The organism is Exiguobacterium sp. s83 (assembly GCF_018617095.1).
GTDB lineage: Bacteria > Bacillota > Bacilli > Exiguobacteriales > Exiguobacteriaceae > Exiguobacterium > Exiguobacterium profundum.
On record NZ_JACSJP010000004.1, the window covers coordinates 73,496 to 88,984 of the forward strand.

The 15,489-nt window shown below is 47.3% G+C and carries 17 protein-coding genes; 3 read left to right on the plus strand and 14 right to left on the minus strand.

Annotation, left to right across the window (positions count from 1 at the left end; all coding sequences use genetic code 11):
* Positions 1–10: 10 nt before the first annotated feature.
* Genes KNO73_RS12645 through KNO73_RS12655 form a run of 3 tightly spaced genes read left to right on the plus strand, consistent with a single transcriptional unit; the run spans position 11 to position 2,294 of the window.
* Positions 11–433 carry a hypothetical protein gene (locus tag KNO73_RS12645; RefSeq protein WP_015880830.1) on the plus strand — a complete coding sequence of 141 codons (423 nt, stop codon included), beginning with the start codon at positions 11–13 and terminating at the stop codon, positions 431–433.
* 53 nt (positions 434–486) lie between these two features.
* Positions 487–1,653, plus strand: coding sequence for a DEAD/DEAH box helicase (locus tag KNO73_RS12650; protein ID WP_078146344.1), 1,167 nt, complete (start codon positions 487–489; stop codon positions 1,651–1,653).
* Positions 1,650–2,294 carry a hypothetical protein gene (locus KNO73_RS12655; protein ID WP_214818441.1) on the plus strand — a complete coding sequence of 215 codons (645 nt, stop codon included), beginning with the start codon at positions 1,650–1,652 and terminating at the stop codon, positions 2,292–2,294. The genes KNO73_RS12650 and KNO73_RS12655 overlap by 4 nt, the downstream gene beginning before the upstream one ends.
* A gap of 22 nt (positions 2,295–2,316) precedes the next feature.
* Here the strand turns inward: KNO73_RS12655 and KNO73_RS12660 are convergent, their stop codons facing one another.
* The 14 genes from KNO73_RS12660 to KNO73_RS12725 all read right to left on the minus strand — a co-directional run bounded on the left by KNO73_RS12660 (position 2,317) and on the right by KNO73_RS12725 (position 15,404).
* The gene (locus KNO73_RS12660) at positions 2,317–3,423 is read right to left on the minus strand and encodes a hypothetical protein (protein WP_214818443.1); all 1,107 of its coding nucleotides are present in this window, start codon (positions 3,421–3,423) and stop codon (positions 2,317–2,319) included.
* A 9-nt stretch (positions 3,424–3,432) separates the two neighbouring features.
* Positions 3,433–4,239 carry a hypothetical protein gene (locus KNO73_RS12665; protein ID WP_214818445.1) on the minus strand — a complete coding sequence of 269 codons (807 nt, stop codon included), beginning with the start codon at positions 4,237–4,239 and terminating at the stop codon, positions 3,433–3,435.
* Positions 4,236–4,916: an ATP-binding cassette domain-containing protein gene (locus KNO73_RS12670; protein WP_215112574.1), complete on the minus strand. Its 681-nt coding sequence runs from the start codon at positions 4,914–4,916 to the stop codon at positions 4,236–4,238. The genes KNO73_RS12665 and KNO73_RS12670 overlap by 4 nt, the downstream gene beginning before the upstream one ends.
* Complete coding sequence (locus KNO73_RS12675; RefSeq protein ID WP_214812748.1) at positions 4,894–5,286, minus strand: GntR family transcriptional regulator; 393 nt, start codon at positions 5,284–5,286, stop codon at positions 4,894–4,896. Before KNO73_RS12675 ends, KNO73_RS12670 begins: the two co-directional genes overlap by 23 nt.
* 139 nt (positions 5,287–5,425) lie before the next feature.
* Positions 5,426–6,016, minus strand: coding sequence for a kinase (locus KNO73_RS12680; protein WP_214689168.1), 591 nt, complete (start codon positions 6,014–6,016; stop codon positions 5,426–5,428).
* 52 nt (positions 6,017–6,068) lie between these two features.
* The gene (locus KNO73_RS12685; RefSeq protein WP_078146337.1) at positions 6,069–7,754 is read right to left on the minus strand and encodes a b(o/a)3-type cytochrome-c oxidase subunit 1; all 1,686 of its coding nucleotides are present in this window, start codon (positions 7,752–7,754) and stop codon (positions 6,069–6,071) included.
* Complete coding sequence (locus tag KNO73_RS12690; protein WP_078146336.1) at positions 7,755–8,225, minus strand: cytochrome c oxidase subunit II; 471 nt, start codon at positions 8,223–8,225, stop codon at positions 7,755–7,757.
* 24 nt (positions 8,226–8,249) lie between these two features.
* Positions 8,250–8,369 carry a cytochrome c oxidase subunit 2A gene (locus tag KNO73_RS12695; protein WP_224863290.1) on the minus strand — a complete coding sequence of 40 codons (120 nt, stop codon included), beginning with the start codon at positions 8,367–8,369 and terminating at the stop codon, positions 8,250–8,252.
* Positions 8,370–8,547: 178 nt separating this feature from the next.
* Complete coding sequence (locus tag KNO73_RS12700) at positions 8,548–9,258, minus strand: Crp/Fnr family transcriptional regulator (protein ID WP_078146335.1); 711 nt, start codon at positions 9,256–9,258, stop codon at positions 8,548–8,550.
* Between the two features lie 153 nt (positions 9,259–9,411).
* Positions 9,412–10,797: an aldehyde dehydrogenase gene (locus tag KNO73_RS12705; protein WP_078146334.1), complete on the minus strand. Its 1,386-nt coding sequence runs from the start codon at positions 10,795–10,797 to the stop codon at positions 9,412–9,414.
* A 152-nt stretch (positions 10,798–10,949) separates the two neighbouring features.
* Positions 10,950–12,095, minus strand: a complete 1,146-nt coding sequence (locus tag KNO73_RS12710) for an MFS transporter (protein WP_078146333.1) — start codon at positions 12,093–12,095, stop codon at positions 10,950–10,952.
* A gap of 121 nt (positions 12,096–12,216) precedes the next feature.
* Positions 12,217–12,930, minus strand: a complete 714-nt coding sequence (gene deoD, locus KNO73_RS12715; RefSeq protein WP_015880817.1) for a purine-nucleoside phosphorylase — start codon at positions 12,928–12,930, stop codon at positions 12,217–12,219.
* Between the two features lie 15 nt (positions 12,931–12,945).
* The gene (locus tag KNO73_RS12720) at positions 12,946–13,656 is read right to left on the minus strand and encodes a response regulator transcription factor (protein WP_015880816.1); all 711 of its coding nucleotides are present in this window, start codon (positions 13,654–13,656) and stop codon (positions 12,946–12,948) included.
* Positions 13,653–15,404, minus strand: a complete 1,752-nt coding sequence (locus KNO73_RS12725; protein ID WP_215112575.1) for a sensor histidine kinase — start codon at positions 15,402–15,404, stop codon at positions 13,653–13,655. Before KNO73_RS12725 ends, KNO73_RS12720 begins: the two co-directional genes overlap by 4 nt.
* Positions 15,405–15,489 lie beyond the last annotated feature (85 nt).

Consider the following 15,489-nt stretch of genomic DNA (forward strand, 5'->3'; position numbering starts at 1 on the left):
GGTTCTACTCATGACGTATGAACCATTAACAGCAAATCATGCCTTTCAGGTTGGCGATCGCATCTCATTAAAGGTCGATGAGGCTGGCGAAAAGCGTGACGGATTTATCACAGAATTTGAAGACGGAGGGTTTTGGATCCGCTTCGATGATGACATCGAGAACGAAGATTTTATCGATTATCGCGATCAGCTACTCGCCGCACTTTTGTCGCGTCCAATCCATGTCATTACGACACATCCGGAACTGAAACCGTTCGAGAACATGACGGCCGAGTTACAGTATCGCGTTTATCAAGGATTCACGATTGAGAAAGTTGAATTGACAGCAGAAGGTGCAGACGCCCACATCCAACTCATCGAAGACGGTCAGACGTATACACAGACGTTACGTTCTTCCATGGAAGATGGTCAGGAGCATGTTCGCTATATTTGACGAGGGAGCGCTGTCGCTTCCTTTGTTTTTGCCTAAAGATAAGGAGACCGAATATGAATTTTACAAAACCTTTTATTAACGAAACGTGGGATCGGATGGGCTTCAGTGAGCCGATGCCGGTCCAAAAAGAAGCGTTTCCCCTACTATTAGATGGAAAAGACGTGACAATCGAGGCACCAACCGGAACGGGTAAGACACTCGCCTACCTCCTTCCAGCCATTGAAAAGATCGACCCATCGAATGACCGCATCCAAGTCGTTGTCGTCGCCCCGACCCGTGAACTTGTCATGCAGATTCAACAAGTCGCACAACGTTTCACCGAAAAAGGCGACGTCCGCATCGGTTCGTTCATCGGTGGTGTCGAATTGAAACGTCAAATCGACCGAATCAAGAAGAAGCCACATTTGATCGTTGGGACACCAGGTCGTCTCGTCGAGTTGATCGACAAGAAAAAACTGAAGCTCCACGAGACACATACCGTCATTTTAGATGAGGCCGACCAAATCATCGACAGCGGTTTGACAGAGGCGGCAGAGCGCATCATCAAGCATACTGCGCATGAGCGTCAACTTGCACTCGTCTCGGCAACACTCACCGATTCACTCCAAGAGTGGGCGTCACCATTCATGAACGAGCCGGCACATATCAAAATCGAACGTGCTGTCAGTGATCAAGTGACGTACGGCTATCTGTTGACGACACGCCGGTATAAACCGGAACTTCTTCGTCGTCTTTCACACGTCGACGGTGTGAAGGCACTCGCCTTCATCAACAACCGCTCGTTCTTGCCACCGCTTCGCGGAGAACTTGAAAAGTTGAAAGTGAACTACCGGATGCTCGACAGCTTAAAAGGGAAGCGCGAACGCGTCGAGACGCTCCGCGAATTCCGTAAAGGCGAATACCCGCTCCTTATCACGACTGGTCTTGCTGCACGCGGTCTCGATATTGAAGATGTGACACACGTCGTCCATTTCGACTTACCGGAGTCAATTGATGACTTCATCCACCGTTCTGGCCGTACCGCTCGTGGTAACGCGGGAGGGACTGTCCTTTCACTCGTGACGACGGATGACCTGCCGCACTTGAAATCGTTCGCGCGTCAACTCGGTGTCGAGTTGAAAGAGCTCGAAATCTATCGCGGTGACGTGATTGAGAAACGGATTGAGGAGAAGCCTCCTGTCGTCAAACGTCCTGCGAACAAGCGAGGACCGCGCCGATGAAAAAAGACCGGAAAGTAATTCCCTTCCCTTTGCTCGTCGAAGAGTCCGAATTGCTTGCCGAACTGAAAAAGTTGTATGAGCAAGCGGCTCTCGCGCGAAGCACACAATGGACGAACTATATTCAAGAGATCGCATCGGAAGGGACATGGCACTTAAAAGATGCCGAACTCTTCCGTGACCTCTTCATCGATTGGGCCGTCTTCTTTGAGACGGATGAGGACGGGATGACACCCCATGGTCGCTACTTGGCAGACCATAAGAGCGACATGTCCCCTGCCCTCTATCACGCACTCCGTGGATTAGCCGTTCCGCGTTGTAGCATCTTTGAAGTGACGGAGGGCGGTCAGTTGAAAGACTGGGAGTCCAAAGAGACATACGCTGTTCAGTTACCAGAAGAACGTGAGACCGGCGACCTCGTCCTCGGGAAGTTACTCGATATCCGAGGTAGTTGGCGTTTCGGTTCTGCGTTTCTCGCCTTACCTGCGAAGATGTCTGGGAATGTCGCCGATCTGTATATCGACTTTACAGATGAAGTCGGTCCCGGTGCCTTTTTGGAGCAGTTCCCGGAGTTCTGCGCGGAACTGATTGACTTGTTGCTGGATTTAGAAGAAGGCGTCATCATACCGAAACCATCAAAATAAGCAAAGGGCCGCGGCCCTTTGCTTATTTTTGTCTGACATCTACGTCAATCTGTTTGAGCATGTCACGCGCTTCTTCGTTTTCAGGCGTGATCGCCGCACTCGAGATTTGTTTCCCATCCTCGTATACATCGATGACGACACCGTCTTTCGCTTGGCGCGTTTGGTACAGGCGACCATTTTCATAGAAGGCGTGATCCACTGAATCGAGAACTTTACGAGTCATCTGCTTCCCGGTGTTCAAGTCGATGACGACTTCCTCGCCATCCTCATTTAAGGCGAACAGGTGGTGACCCGACACTGTATGATCCCAAAAGTCCTGACCTTCAGCCAATTGAACAACTTTACCCGTTTTTGTATCGTAAGCGAAGAGTCCTGGGTTCGGATCCTCAACATTGATTTCCTCTTCTCCTTCTCGGATCACTTCGTACGAGCTGACACCGACAGAGATGTAACGAGTTTCTGTCACTTGAGAGGATACATCGGTAGCGTAAAAACGATTCGTATTGATGACATGGGTGATAAATCCTTTGTCCATATTCACTTCTTTGACCGACACCTCATTCATCGCTTGATCAAACGTGGCGAGCATCGTTTTTTCTTCACCGTCGTATCCATCTCGATAGATTAAGTTTAACTGACTATCATTCAGAAATACGCCTGACCATACCCCGTTCACGATGTCGTATATTTTTGAATCACTGGCATCGAACGAAAACGTCGATAACTTTTCTCCATCTTCTTGTGTAAATACGATGAGCTCTTTCATCCCATTCTGACCGACCCCGATGTATCCATCCTCTGTTCGAATCGATTCCGCATACGTCATTCCGTTCATTTGTCGATGAATCGAACGTTCTCCCTCATTCAAACGTTCACGATATCGCAGTCCCTCAGCAATATAATTCAAGTTTGACGTGATACGACTCTCATCCGTCGTCACTTCAAACCACTGTGCAACATCGTCCTCTGTGCCATACGTGACCTCTACCACCGCGTCTTCCCACACAGATGGATTCGAACTGATGTCTAACGCCCATTCTGCTTTCGGTTCTGTCGCATCAACGGCAAACGTCCCAAGCCCAATCACGATGACCGCACCGAGCGCGGCCATATTCCACATTCGTTTCATCTTCTCACCTCACACATTCAATTTCGTCTGTAAAAATCTTCGACTTAGCCAAATCGTCACACTCGTCCATACCATCAATACCACACCGACATACACAATCGTCTCATCGTAAATTAGTCGATTCGACAAGAACGCGTAACCTAAAACTGGAATAGTAAAGATGACAACTAGAATTGACAAGCTAAGTACCGGTGACCAGATCGTCCACTGCCAGAAACTCCGTTCAATCAACACAAATGTGAAAACAAATAGGACAACGATGACAATAAATACTTGATGAATGATAAAGTTGATGAGCGAAGAAGGATACATCAGAGACAATATTCCCTGATACGACAGTGTTTGTTCAAATGATCCTTGAGTCGGAATCATCTTGTCATCGAACCAACTCGTGAACGCTATGTACTGCAATTTAAGGGCAATCCACTCAATGGCAAATAGTCCTAACGTCATCATTAAAATAGTGCAAAGTTTAGCGAAAATGATGACCATCCGTTTTTGTGGCATCGTGAGTAGTCGCAACATAAACGTCCCACGTCCTTGAAAATCGCGATACCAAATCCATGCACTGTATAATAACACCACTGCGACCGCAATGCCGAGCGACAGGAGATAAGGTGTATCTCCAAGGTAGTCTGAAAATGACAATTGATAGTCCGCATTTCCTTCACGTCGCAACTGTTCATAAAAGTTTGTTTCGTCCCATAAAAAGTAACCGAGATATCCAAACTGTATAACGATAAGACCTGCGACTAATGTCAAGAACGGTTTCGTGACACGTTCAACTTCCCAACTCAATAGTTTCAATAGATTCATGCCCCGTACTCCTCTCTCATCACATCGACGATCGACTTCCCGTGAATGAAACGGACATCCTCGACGTCAAACTCACGAACGATGCGTCCGTTATTCAACATGACTACCTTGTCGATCAAGTACTCGATATCCTCTATTTCATGTGTCGTAATGAGGACGCCCCGGCTCTCCATGATTTCACTTGAGAACAGTTCAACAATCTGTTCTTTCGAAAAGACATCGATTCCTGAGAACGGCTCATCGAGCAATAGATAATCTGGGTCTTGGGCAATGCCGAGCGCAAGATTCGCTTTGGCGAGCGTCCCTTTCGATAACTCGCTCAACTTATCTTCCGGGAATAATTTAAAATCTTCGACGAGACGAGCAAATAATGCCGAATCAAATGTCGGATAGAAATCTTTCATAAACGCTTCACATTGCTCAATCGTGAAATGAATTGGGAACATCGCATGGTCGGCGACAAAGGCGACACGATTCAAATCAATTGGTTTTCCATCAATCAATACCGAACCTTTATCAAAAGGTGTCAATCCCATGATGCCCTTCAATAACGTTGATTTCCCCGTCCCGTTCAGCCCGATCAGGCACGTGATTTCCCCTTTTTTCGCTGTGAACGAAACGTCTTCAATAACTTGTTTCCGGCGATAGCGCTTTTTAACTCCCAACACTTCGATCATCGTACGTCCCCTCCTTGTACTGACGTTTAATCTTATCGACCAGCTCGTCTACCGAGACGTCGAGTTCTTGAATCGCTTCCACAAATACCGCGACCGCGTCATCTACAATCTCAGAGCGGATTTTTGCCAATACCGTACCATCTGTCGTTACACGACTCGGTCGATTTCGTTCGGTCGTAATCAATTGTTGGTCCTCCATTTCTTTGAACGCTTTTTGAACGGTGTTCGGATTAATTTTTAAATCGTTCGCTAGTTCTCGCCGGGATGGCATTTCATCCCCGGCTTTCAGTTTACCGAGTGCCATCTTCTTCTTGAAGTAGTCGACGACTTGTAGGTAAACTGGTGTCCTCGTATTGAATTGCATGTTCATCACCTTTCTAAGTGTATGACATGGTTAATACACTTTCTAACTGTATTATTAGCGTAATACACTAAGACGTCAATCATTTTTTCAAATTTTCTCCAAACAAAAAACATCTGACACGTGCGTCAGATGTTAAAACGTTCAGTCAGAGCACGCTATCTGCCCCTCTTTTCGGGTCGACGTCCCGAAGATACAAATTTTCTCCTGGCCAGTACCGGCGCTTGTATTTCTCAAGCCGTGTTGTCGGATCACCGAGGTATGTATCCCGGTTCAAAACTCGCTCGTACCGAACTTTTCGGGGACAGTCGAGATAAATCACATAGTCGAAATAAGAACGCCATTCAGGACGTTGTAGAAAAATCCCTTCTACGACAACCGTATGCGCGAACGATACGTCCACGATCTCTTCTGCGATGACATCTCGTTCATACACGTAACGAGGTAACGTCAATTCCGTCATCCCATTCCTCAATGGACGAAACAGTTCACGTTCTAAGCGCGAGACATCCCATTGAAGTGCGTAATACTCCACCGGTTCGGGCTTTCCGGTCTGATAGCGTCTGTCCCGTTCAACGATATAGTCATCGATGTGAAGAACGTAAACACTCGGCTCATTGCTCAAATGTGAGACGAGCGTTGTCTTGCCCGCTCCGCTCAGTCCATCAATCGCCACGACAAACGGTCGATTCTCTGAGTGCATCGAACGCGCCGCACGGATGACGTCTACTATGTTCATATCGTTCCTCCTCACACAAAAGAAGTCAGCTCACGAATGAGCTGACTTCAGTTTACCAGAGTACCCAACCACGCGCTCCTGGAGGCGCACTCTCAATCAAGTGCCAGATTGGAACGGTGTATGCAAATGCGATCAAGACGAACGTCACGGTAATCCATAGCTTCCAATTCTCGAAGTAACGCGGTGTATCCATCGCCGCCTCTTCTGTCTCGGCGAGCGGGAATTCTTCTTCGCCTTTTGGAGCGAGGAATGACAAGTTGAACATCGAGTAGACGAAGATGAGAACAGAGATGAACAAAATCGTTCCCCCGATTGCCATCATGACATGATATGGGATCCACTCACGCGTCAACGCATCCGAGAAATAAGTTGCCGGACCCGTACGACGTGGGTTCCCGTTCAATCCTGAGATATGCATTGCATAGGACATGATCGCCATACCGAACGCCCATGTTCCTGCTTGAATCAATCCAAGCTTGTTCATCGCCTTCGTCAACGTGCGACCGCGTAGGACTGGGACGAGCCAGTACGCTGTTCCGAAGAACGTCAAGGCGACGGCAGTACCTACTGTGATGTGGAAGTGTCCTGTGACCCAAAGCGTATTGTGGACCATTGCATTCAATTGGTGCGAAGCATTGATGATTCCACCTGCACCGGCCGGGATGAAGAACAACATCCCAACGAAAGGAGCAAGGAAGCGAACGTCACCATATGGCATTTTCTTCACCCATCCGAACAGTCCTTTCGCGCCGAGCGCACGTCCACGAAGTTCGAACGTCGCAAAGAGCGAGAATGCTGTCATAAATGATGGGATGACGACCAAGAACGTCAAGATGACTTGAACGAACTTCCAGAACGGTTCAATCCCTGGCTCTGTCAACTGATGGTGGAAACCGACCGGGAATGAGAAGAGTAAGAACAGCAAGAACGCCATCCGCGCCAACGCATCCGAAAAAATCTTCCCACCGATCACTTTCGGTACGACCGTATACCACACGATATATGCCGGCATGAGCCAGAAATAAACGAGCGGGTGACCGAAGTACCAGAACAATGTACGAGATAACTCGATTCCAACTGTATCCGTCCATCCTAACGAGAGCGGAAGGAGTTGGAATAAAATCGTGGCTGCGACACCAAGTGTCGCAATGTCCCAAAGAAGCATCGTCATGATACTCATATAAGCCGGAAGTGGTGGATGAACACCAGGGTTGTCACGCTTGTAATCCGCATACATGCGGAACATCGCGAAAGACGACAACCATGTCCCGACTACGAATAACACGAGTCCGACATAGAAGAGCGGATCTGCCATGAGCGGCGCATAAAACGTATATAAGACCGTCCCTTTATTCGCCAAAATCATGACGGTTACCATGACAGCACCGATGATGATCGTCCAAAAACCGAGCCACGCGACACGCGTCGGGAATGCTTCAAAGCGACCGAACGATTTCGCAAGTAACGCATATAAAAGACCGATAATGAACATCGTCGTAAAGACGAGTCCAAGCATGATTCCGTGTGCAGTCAGAAGTTGATAGTATCCAAAGATTTCAGGAATGACACCCGTCCGAATCAATGTCTGAGTCAATCCAGCTAGCGCCCCAATCAAGATGGCGAGAACGGATACGAGAACGTGTCCGTAGGCAAGACGTGACTCTTTGGCTCCGATACTCGGAACCGGTACGCCGCGCTCCATCTCCCATTGCTTCAGTTTAGATGATACGTCATTCATTTATTCCACCACCTTGATTTTAGTCGACATCATGTGATGCCCTGTACCGCAATATTCGTTACACAAGATTAAAAATTCGCCAGCTTCCTCGAATGTGTACGTCAACGAGTTGATATGTCCCGGAATGATCATCATGTTGACCGGTGTACCCGTCAACTGAAATCCGTGGACAACGTCAGGTGATGTCACGAGGAACGTCACTTTTGCCCCTTTTGGGATTTCAACATTCCCTGGTGTGAACGTAAACGCTTGCGCAATCATGACGAGCTCGTACTCATTTTCACCAATTTTATGAAGTCCTGGTTTGTCGAACGGAGCCGTCTGATTTACTTTTGCCGGGTCAATCAAGTCTGCATCCGATGCGGGTTGATTACCTGCCGCGAATGCGGATACCCCGAGAACAGTCAGGAAGACTGCGAGTAGAATGATGCCGAATGTAAGCCAATATTTTTCTAGTTTATGAATATGCATGATGAGACCCTCCTCCCTGAATTCTTATCGAGTGACGAATAAGTAAAAGACTGATGACCACATGGCGATGATGACACCCGCCACGATCATGACCGATGTGAACGTTCCTTTTAAATTCGGTTCTTGTCCATCTTTATGTTCCACGTGTAAGACCCCTTTCGCTTGTTTTTCCACCTTTATTGTATGCAATCGCTCAGGCGATAATATGTGATATTTATCACTCCAAAAGTGACAATCACATCAATTTTGCGTAGTTTCAACACATAAAGTTCACATTTGTACAAAACCAATCCACAAAAAAACCGCCTCCACATGGGGCGGTTTACAAACGACATATTCCTGCCGGGCAACCTTCGCAATGGCATAACTCTTTTAAAAAGTCGACATCGCGAATGATGATTGATTTCGTTGTTGTGCTGATGACTCCTTCTTTTCTCCACTGACTGATCAATCGGTTCACCGTCTCACGCGGTGCTCCAATCAGTTGTCCGAGTTCTCCGTCAGACGGATGACGAGGAATCACGATTGCATCTTCTTCCTCCACTCCATGCATCGCGGCCATTCGAAGTAACGTCGAAGCCAATGCCCCTGGTTTTCCGTACAACAATAAGTCACGCACTTTCATCTCGGAGTGCTTACGCATCATCGACGTCCAGCGCAAGATTTCTCCGGCAAAACGGATATCGCGCTGCATGAGCGACTCTAATTCTCGTTTTGAAATCGTCCCGATTGTACTCTCTTCGGTCGTTTCGATGCTATACGAACTAGGGAATGTCTCCGCGATGTCAAACTCACCAAAGAAATCATCCGATCCATACATGAACATGACGAGTGGATTTCCCTTTTTCGTAATTTTCGTGAATTTGACAGATCCACTCTTCAAGTAAAAGAACTTATCACACTTTTCACCTTCCCAACACACGATACTCGCTTTTGGGTGATGTTGAAGCGTCATCATTTCGAGTAACAGCTGTTTCGTTTCATCTGAGAATACAAAACTGTTCGGTTGGGTCGTTCCACATTGCATTGACATAGGTCGGTGCTCCCTCCACGTTTCATTCGTCCGTTCCATTTATGACTTTATTATACAGGAGTGTGACAGGGAGTATCATAAAAGTATGTGACATTTCAAACAACCTTTTGAAAATAAAAAGATTCGGGTGCGACCCCGAATCTCTTGATCGATTCATCGTTGAATCAGTCGAATCAATTGTTCAGCCGGTTTGAAGTTCGGATACCGGACCGGTAAATCAAATTTCGTCGTATTCTTTAAAATAGACTTCGCATGACTGAACGTCTCAAAACTCGTTCGACCATGATAAGCCCCCATTCCGCTCTCGCCCACTCCACCGAACGGTAGATTCGGATTCGTCAAATGCATGATGACATCATTCACGCACCCGCCTCCAAAGGAAAGGTGCTTCATGACGGTTCTCTCCACTTCCTTCGACTCGCTAAAGAGATAGAGAGCCAATGGGTGTGGTCGGTCTGAGATGAACTCGATTACTTCGTCCAATTGACGATATGGAATGACTGGTAAAATCGGACCGAAAATCTCATCTTTCATCACATCAGCATCTTCATGAAGATTTGTCATGACGGTCGGCGCAATTTTAAGCTCATCTCGGTTCGTCTCTCCACCGAACACAAGGTCCCCTTCTGTCAAATAGTGAGACAAACGGTCGAAGTGCGGTTCATTGACGATACGCGTGTATCGTTTCGTGCCGACACCATTCCCGAACATCGCAAACGCCTCTTGTTTAATCGCTTCTAAAAATGCGTCTTGTTGCGATTCGTGGACGAGCACATAGTCTGGTGCGACACATGTTTGACCGGCATTCATCCATTTCCCCCAGGCGACACGTTTTGCCGCAATGGAGACGTTCGCATCTCCGTGAACGATGACTGGTGATTTCCCACCTAGTTCGAGCGTGACTGGTGTCAGATGCTTCGCTGCCGCCTGATTGACGATTCGCCCGACTTGCGTCGATCCCGTGAAGAAGATGTAATCCCATTTTTGTGCCAACAGCTCTTGCGCTGTGTCTTTATCCCCTTCGACACTTGCCACATATCGATTGGTGAAGGCACGCTCGAGCACCTGCGTCAGGACACGCGCAACATTCGGCGTCAATTCTGAAGGTTTGACAACAGCTGTATTCCCTGCGGCAATCGCACCAATGAGCGGAGCAACAGCCAATTGGAATGGATAATTCCATGGAGCGATGATCAACACCGTACCGTACGGCTCATACTGAATCTCACTCTTCATCCCAAGATGAATCGCCGTCCCACGGACACGCTTCGGACGCATCCACCGCTTCAATTCACGCATCGTTCGTGAAATCTCATCGTAAATAAATCCGATTTCTGTCGTATACGCATCCAATTCGGATTTGTTCAAATCTTCGCGAAGTGCCTCAAGCAAATCCGCTTCATAATGCTTAATGGACTCCTTTAAAAACGTCAGCATGCTCAAACGAAATGCCATCGATTTTGTCGCCTGTGTTTTAAAGAAACGGCGCTGTTTTTGGACTAGCTCGTCAATCGTCAACTGTTCAATCGGTGCCAGCATGAACTTTCCTCCTTAATGATTCATCACATTTATCTCATTTTATCATCGTGTGAAACGTGAATCTAAAAAAACGCTTTCATCAACCTACTATAATACAAAGCGTTTAAATGTTTAAACGCTTAATCGTAGAGTAAGTGATTGCTTCCCTCGTGTCAAAACATCCGTACTCTTTTTCGCGCGCTGATTAGAAAGAGCAGGCTTGCGCTCCCTAAAATCAAGCCGGTCAGTGTGAACTGCTGGACGATCGAGAGTGGAAGAACACTTAAGAATGATGACCCCGCTACCGTTCCGAGAGAGAAAAAGGCATAGAACGCCCCGTATGCTTTCCCTCGATTTTGTGGAGAGGTCGATTGGATCAACAACGTATTAATGGCCGGGAATAAAATGGCAAACCCGACACCATATAAGGCAAGTACCCCATACAGGCTAGTTTGTACACCCGATTGTCCAATTAACACCTGGCTTATCCCGATGATAGCCACCCCAAGTGCGGTCAACTTTGTCGGAGAGAATCGATCAAACAATCGGTTCGTCGGCAATAAAAAGAACAGGACGGCTACCACGCCGAACATACTGAGCAATGTCCCGCTCAATCGTGAATCATATCCAAGTTCCTGCACATGGAGCGGCAGTAAAAAGGCGAGCGCCCCTTGAGAAAACATGAGGAAAAAAGCGCCCCAATAGGCACGAAGCACTTTCGGATCCGGTTTTTCCCGTGTCCTCTCTTTTTCTATTATTGTCTCGACCTTTTGACTTCCTCGCATTGTCACAATCGTCACGATGAGAATCACCCAACCGAATAAAGAGACGAATAAAAAGACAGTTGGTGGCGATGTGATGCTTGCGACGATACCGCTGAATGCTGGACCGATAATGGCAGCTAACCCGACGAAACTACCGGTAATGGCGACTTTCTTACCTTGACGGTTCATCGCGGTGACGTTCGCCGACAGCGTAAATGCAGCTGGGACGATGAGTCCGGCCATAAAGCCATGAATACACCGTACAAACAGCAACATGGATGCTGAGTCGACGAACTGATAAGCCAATAAACTGAAGCTCGTCAGAAACAAGCCGAGAACCAAAACCCGATATGGACCATTTCTGTCAGTCCATATACCAGATAACATATTTCCAAACGTGTTCGTCAACGAATAGATTGCAATGGATAAGCCAGCGATAAACGAAGATGCCCCAACGGATACCGCAAACGTGCTCATGATCGGAAGTTGGGCGAACAAATCAAAAAAGGCAAAAAATACGATGGCATATAATATAAAACGTGGTGGAGTTTTCATCGGACAATTCCTCTTTTCCGTGATCTTATTCTTAGTCTAGCTGGAGCTCCAACCGTTTCATAGGGATGAATGGGTTTAGACACAAAAAATCCCTACAGCCAAAGGCTATAGGGAAAATCGCTTAGTTTGTCACTTCGACGGCTGTGTCGAGAGCGACACGAATCATTTCATCAAATGTCGACTGACGCTCTTCTGAAGTCGTCTCTTCACCCGTCAACAAGTGGTCAGAGATCGTGAGGATCGTCAACGCGTTCACTTTATGTTTCGCTGCAAGCGTGTAAAGACCTGCTGCTTCCATCTCGATCGCGAGGCAACCGAAGTCCGCCCATTTCTTGAAGTGATGGAAATCATCTTGATAGAATTGGTCAGCCGTGAAGATTTGTCCGACTTTGACCGGGATACCCGCTTTTTCTGCATTCATATACGCACGATGTAGGAGGTCGAACGTCGCTGTTGGCGCATAGTCCATTCCGTTGAAACGGACACGGTTTTGTCCCATTTCACTTGATGCGCTCATCGCGATGACAACGTCACGCACTTTAACATCTTCTTGAATTCCGCCCGCTGTTCCGACACGAATCAAGTTTTTAGCACCGTACGACATGATGAGTTCGTTCACGTAAATCGACATCGATGGGACACCCATCCCCGTACCTTGAACCGAGATCCGTTTGCCTTTGTATGTTCCCGTGAAGCCGTACATGCCACGAACTTCGTTATATAATTCGACGTCTTCTAAAAACGTTTCCGCGATATATTTGGCGCGAAGCGGATCCCCTGGAAGTAATACCGTTTCTGCAATTTGTCCTTCTTGAGCTCCAATGTGTACACTCATGTTTGAATTCCTCCTTTAAGCTTGTCGTTGAACTTGTTCCCGAAATTCGTTCGGAGTAACACCGACTTGTTTTTTAAAGACCTTTCGGAAATATTTGTCGTCCGAAAAGCCGACTGCTTGGGCGACTTCATAGATACGCTGTCTACTCGTTTCTAACAGGCGCTTTGCTTCGTTCATCCGAATCGTCAACACGTACTCAGATAGATTCACGCCATATTGTTGTTTAAATCGTCTTGAGATATACTCCCGACTTAAGTAAAACCGTTCACTCATTCCTTGCAAACTCAGTTCTTCCGCAAAGTGTTGTTCAATATACGTCCCGATTTGGGCAATCGGATCTTCACTCGACTCCTTCACCACGTCCGCTAACGCGCGTGACAACGTATCGTTTAATACATCGGGGTCAATCGGTTTCAACAGATAATCAAAGCTTCCGTATTGGATGGCCCGACGCATGTACGAATACTCATCGTAACCTGTCAACACAACGAGCTTAGAGAATGAAGCGTGGTCGTGTACCCACTCCATCAGCTCGATTCCATCACAATGTGGCATTTGAATATCCGATAGAATTAACGCCGGTCGTTCCTGCTCGATGAGCGCCTTTGCCTCAAGCCCGTTCTTCGCCTCGAGTACGGCCTTCACACCGAACCGTTCCCATTCGCCGAGTAATTTTACCGCTTCCCTTACCGGAGATTCATCATCTACAATCAACACTTTCGTCATGATGCCACCCCTTCATCCGTTGCCGGGAAACGCATCATGATTCGAAAACCGCCTGTTTCAGGTGTAGCCAACATAAATTCTGCCTCCCGATTATAGTTTAACATGAGTCGATCACGAATGTTTCGTAATCCTGTGCCCTCTGTGTCATAAAATGTCGAGTCCCCTTGTTCAATCCGTGACATGACCCGTTTCCACTCTTCCGTCGTCAAGGAACGTCCACTGTTCTCACAGCGAATCACGAGTGTCGCCCCTTCCATCCAAATCATCACGTCAAATCGATTCGCCAACGCCGAGCCGTCTCGTTCGAACCCATGTTTGAAAAAGTTCTCTGCGAGCGGCTGTAAAATCATCTTAGGAACAATCAGTTCATGGAGGTCCTGAGGGACTGAAACGTTCACTTGAAACTGATTTGGAAAACGTACGTCTTGCAGGCGAATATATGAGTTCAAATGTTCGATTTCTCTCTTTAGCGTGACCATCGACTCTTCAGGATGCATCGTATATCGCATCATCGAAGAGAGTTGTGTGATCAATCGATAGACGGTTTTTCCATCTCCCTTTAAAGCGAGTGTACCGATCGACTGTAACGCATTGAATAAGAAATGCGGATTGGTCTGCGCCTGTAAGGCACGTAGTTCATTTGTTCGGTTCTCTAAGGCAAGCTTATACTCCCGTTGAATCAGATCATCGATTCGCTCAATCATCCGCTTGAACTGTCTCCCGAGTACGCCGAACTCATCATTTCCGAGGGAATCGAACGAGACCGTCATATCGCCTTGCTCAATTCGCCAAATGTTCGAGGTCAACGTCTTGATTGGAGTCGTCAGTTTCATCGAGGCGTACGTGGCACCGATCAACGCCAGAATGAGGGAGATGATTCCGACTAACAAAATAATGAACGATGTTCGTGAAGCTGGCTCCGTCAAGAGCTGATCTGGAATCGACTTCCCGACATAGAACTGCTGATGGTCGAACTCAAACGTTTTCGTGATTTGATGATGTTTTCCATCGGTCGAGAGCGACCTCGGTTGAAACGAAGAAGGAATCTCGCCATCTCCAAGATGGGCGAACACACGATTGTCCTCACCAACGAACCATAGACTTTCCACCGGACTATTTTGAAGAGAAGCCAACTGTCCGATGAACAAATCTTCCGGGATATCGAGTGACAGAATCGCGAGCGGTTCGTTCGTTTCAATTTTGTCGAGTCTGAAATGGAGGGTGACGACATCTTCTTGCGTCATGATTGGTCCGAAATCATGATACGGGATGAGCGGATGTGACGCTTCAAGCAGGACGCGACTTTTCGGATTATTCAATAACTGTCGTTGGACAGCGCTCGGCTCTTTTTTGGAACGTGGTGATACTTTCATTTTATACGCTGCGAATGAATCCATGTCTTCAAGCATCAACAGCTGAATTTGCGCCACGTCTTCCCGGGACAAATACATCGCGAGGAGCGCTCGTCGCACTTCAATCTCCGTTTCTCTTAATGACAGTCCCGGTCCGTATTCCAATATGTCCAATACGTCACGATCCGCGTATAGGCTAGTCGGCAAGCGACTCAAGTCAGAGATATAGCGTTCCATCTGACGCGTCCCCCGTTCAAGCGACCATTCCGTCATTTCTAGACCGCGTTCACGTTCTCGATCCTCCACATACCAAAATGAAATAATTGTCGCGATAATGACTGGCACGATGATGGTTAATGCAATCATTCCCGTTAACTTTGTCCGAATGCTATTCACCGCTATCCCCCCTACCTCATGAGTATATCACGCACTATGCAAACGTTTGCAAAAATCCTAAAAAAGAATCCTCGTTTCTTTCGAA

What these genes read in the sequence shown, in the direction of transcription:
- KNO73_RS12645 (WP_015880830.1), top strand. Translation starts at nt 11, where the DNA reads ATGACGTATGAACCATTAACAGCAAATCATGCCTTTCAGGTTGGCGAT.
- KNO73_RS12650 (WP_078146344.1), top strand. Translation starts at nt 487, where the DNA reads ATGAATTTTACAAAACCTTTTATTAACGAAACGTGGGATCGGATGGGC.
- KNO73_RS12655 (WP_214818441.1), top strand. Translation starts at nt 1,650, where the DNA reads ATGAAAAAAGACCGGAAAGTAATTCCCTTCCCTTTGCTCGTCGAAGAG.
- KNO73_RS12660 (WP_214818443.1), bottom strand. Translation starts at nt 3,423, where the DNA reads ATGAAACGAATGTGGAATATGGCCGCGCTCGGTGCGGTCATCGTGATT.
- KNO73_RS12665 (WP_214818445.1), bottom strand. Translation starts at nt 4,239, where the DNA reads ATGAATCTATTGAAACTATTGAGTTGGGAAGTTGAACGTGTCACGAAA.
- KNO73_RS12670 (WP_215112574.1), bottom strand. Translation starts at nt 4,916, where the DNA reads ATGATCGAAGTGTTGGGAGTTAAAAAGCGCTATCGCCGGAAACAAGTT.
- KNO73_RS12675 (WP_214812748.1), bottom strand. Translation starts at nt 5,286, where the DNA reads ATGAACATGCAATTCAATACGAGGACACCAGTTTACCTACAAGTCGTC.
- KNO73_RS12680 (WP_214689168.1), bottom strand. Translation starts at nt 6,016, where the DNA reads ATGAACATAGTAGACGTCATCCGTGCGGCGCGTTCGATGCACTCAGAG.
- KNO73_RS12685 (WP_078146337.1), bottom strand. Translation starts at nt 7,754, where the DNA reads ATGAATGACGTATCATCTAAACTGAAGCAATGGGAGATGGAGCGCGGC.
- KNO73_RS12690 (WP_078146336.1), bottom strand. Translation starts at nt 8,225, where the DNA reads ATGCATATTCATAAACTAGAAAAATATTGGCTTACATTCGGCATCATT.
- KNO73_RS12700 (WP_078146335.1), bottom strand. Translation starts at nt 9,258, where the DNA reads ATGTCAATGCAATGTGGAACGACCCAACCGAACAGTTTTGTATTCTCA.
- KNO73_RS12705 (WP_078146334.1), bottom strand. Translation starts at nt 10,797, where the DNA reads ATGCTGGCACCGATTGAACAGTTGACGATTGACGAGCTAGTCCAAAAA.
- KNO73_RS12710 (WP_078146333.1), bottom strand. Translation starts at nt 12,095, where the DNA reads ATGAAAACTCCACCACGTTTTATATTATATGCCATCGTATTTTTTGCC.
- deoD (WP_015880817.1), bottom strand. Translation starts at nt 12,930, where the DNA reads ATGAGTGTACACATTGGAGCTCAAGAAGGACAAATTGCAGAAACGGTA.
- KNO73_RS12720 (WP_015880816.1), bottom strand. Translation starts at nt 13,656, where the DNA reads ATGACGAAAGTGTTGATTGTAGATGATGAATCTCCGGTAAGGGAAGCG.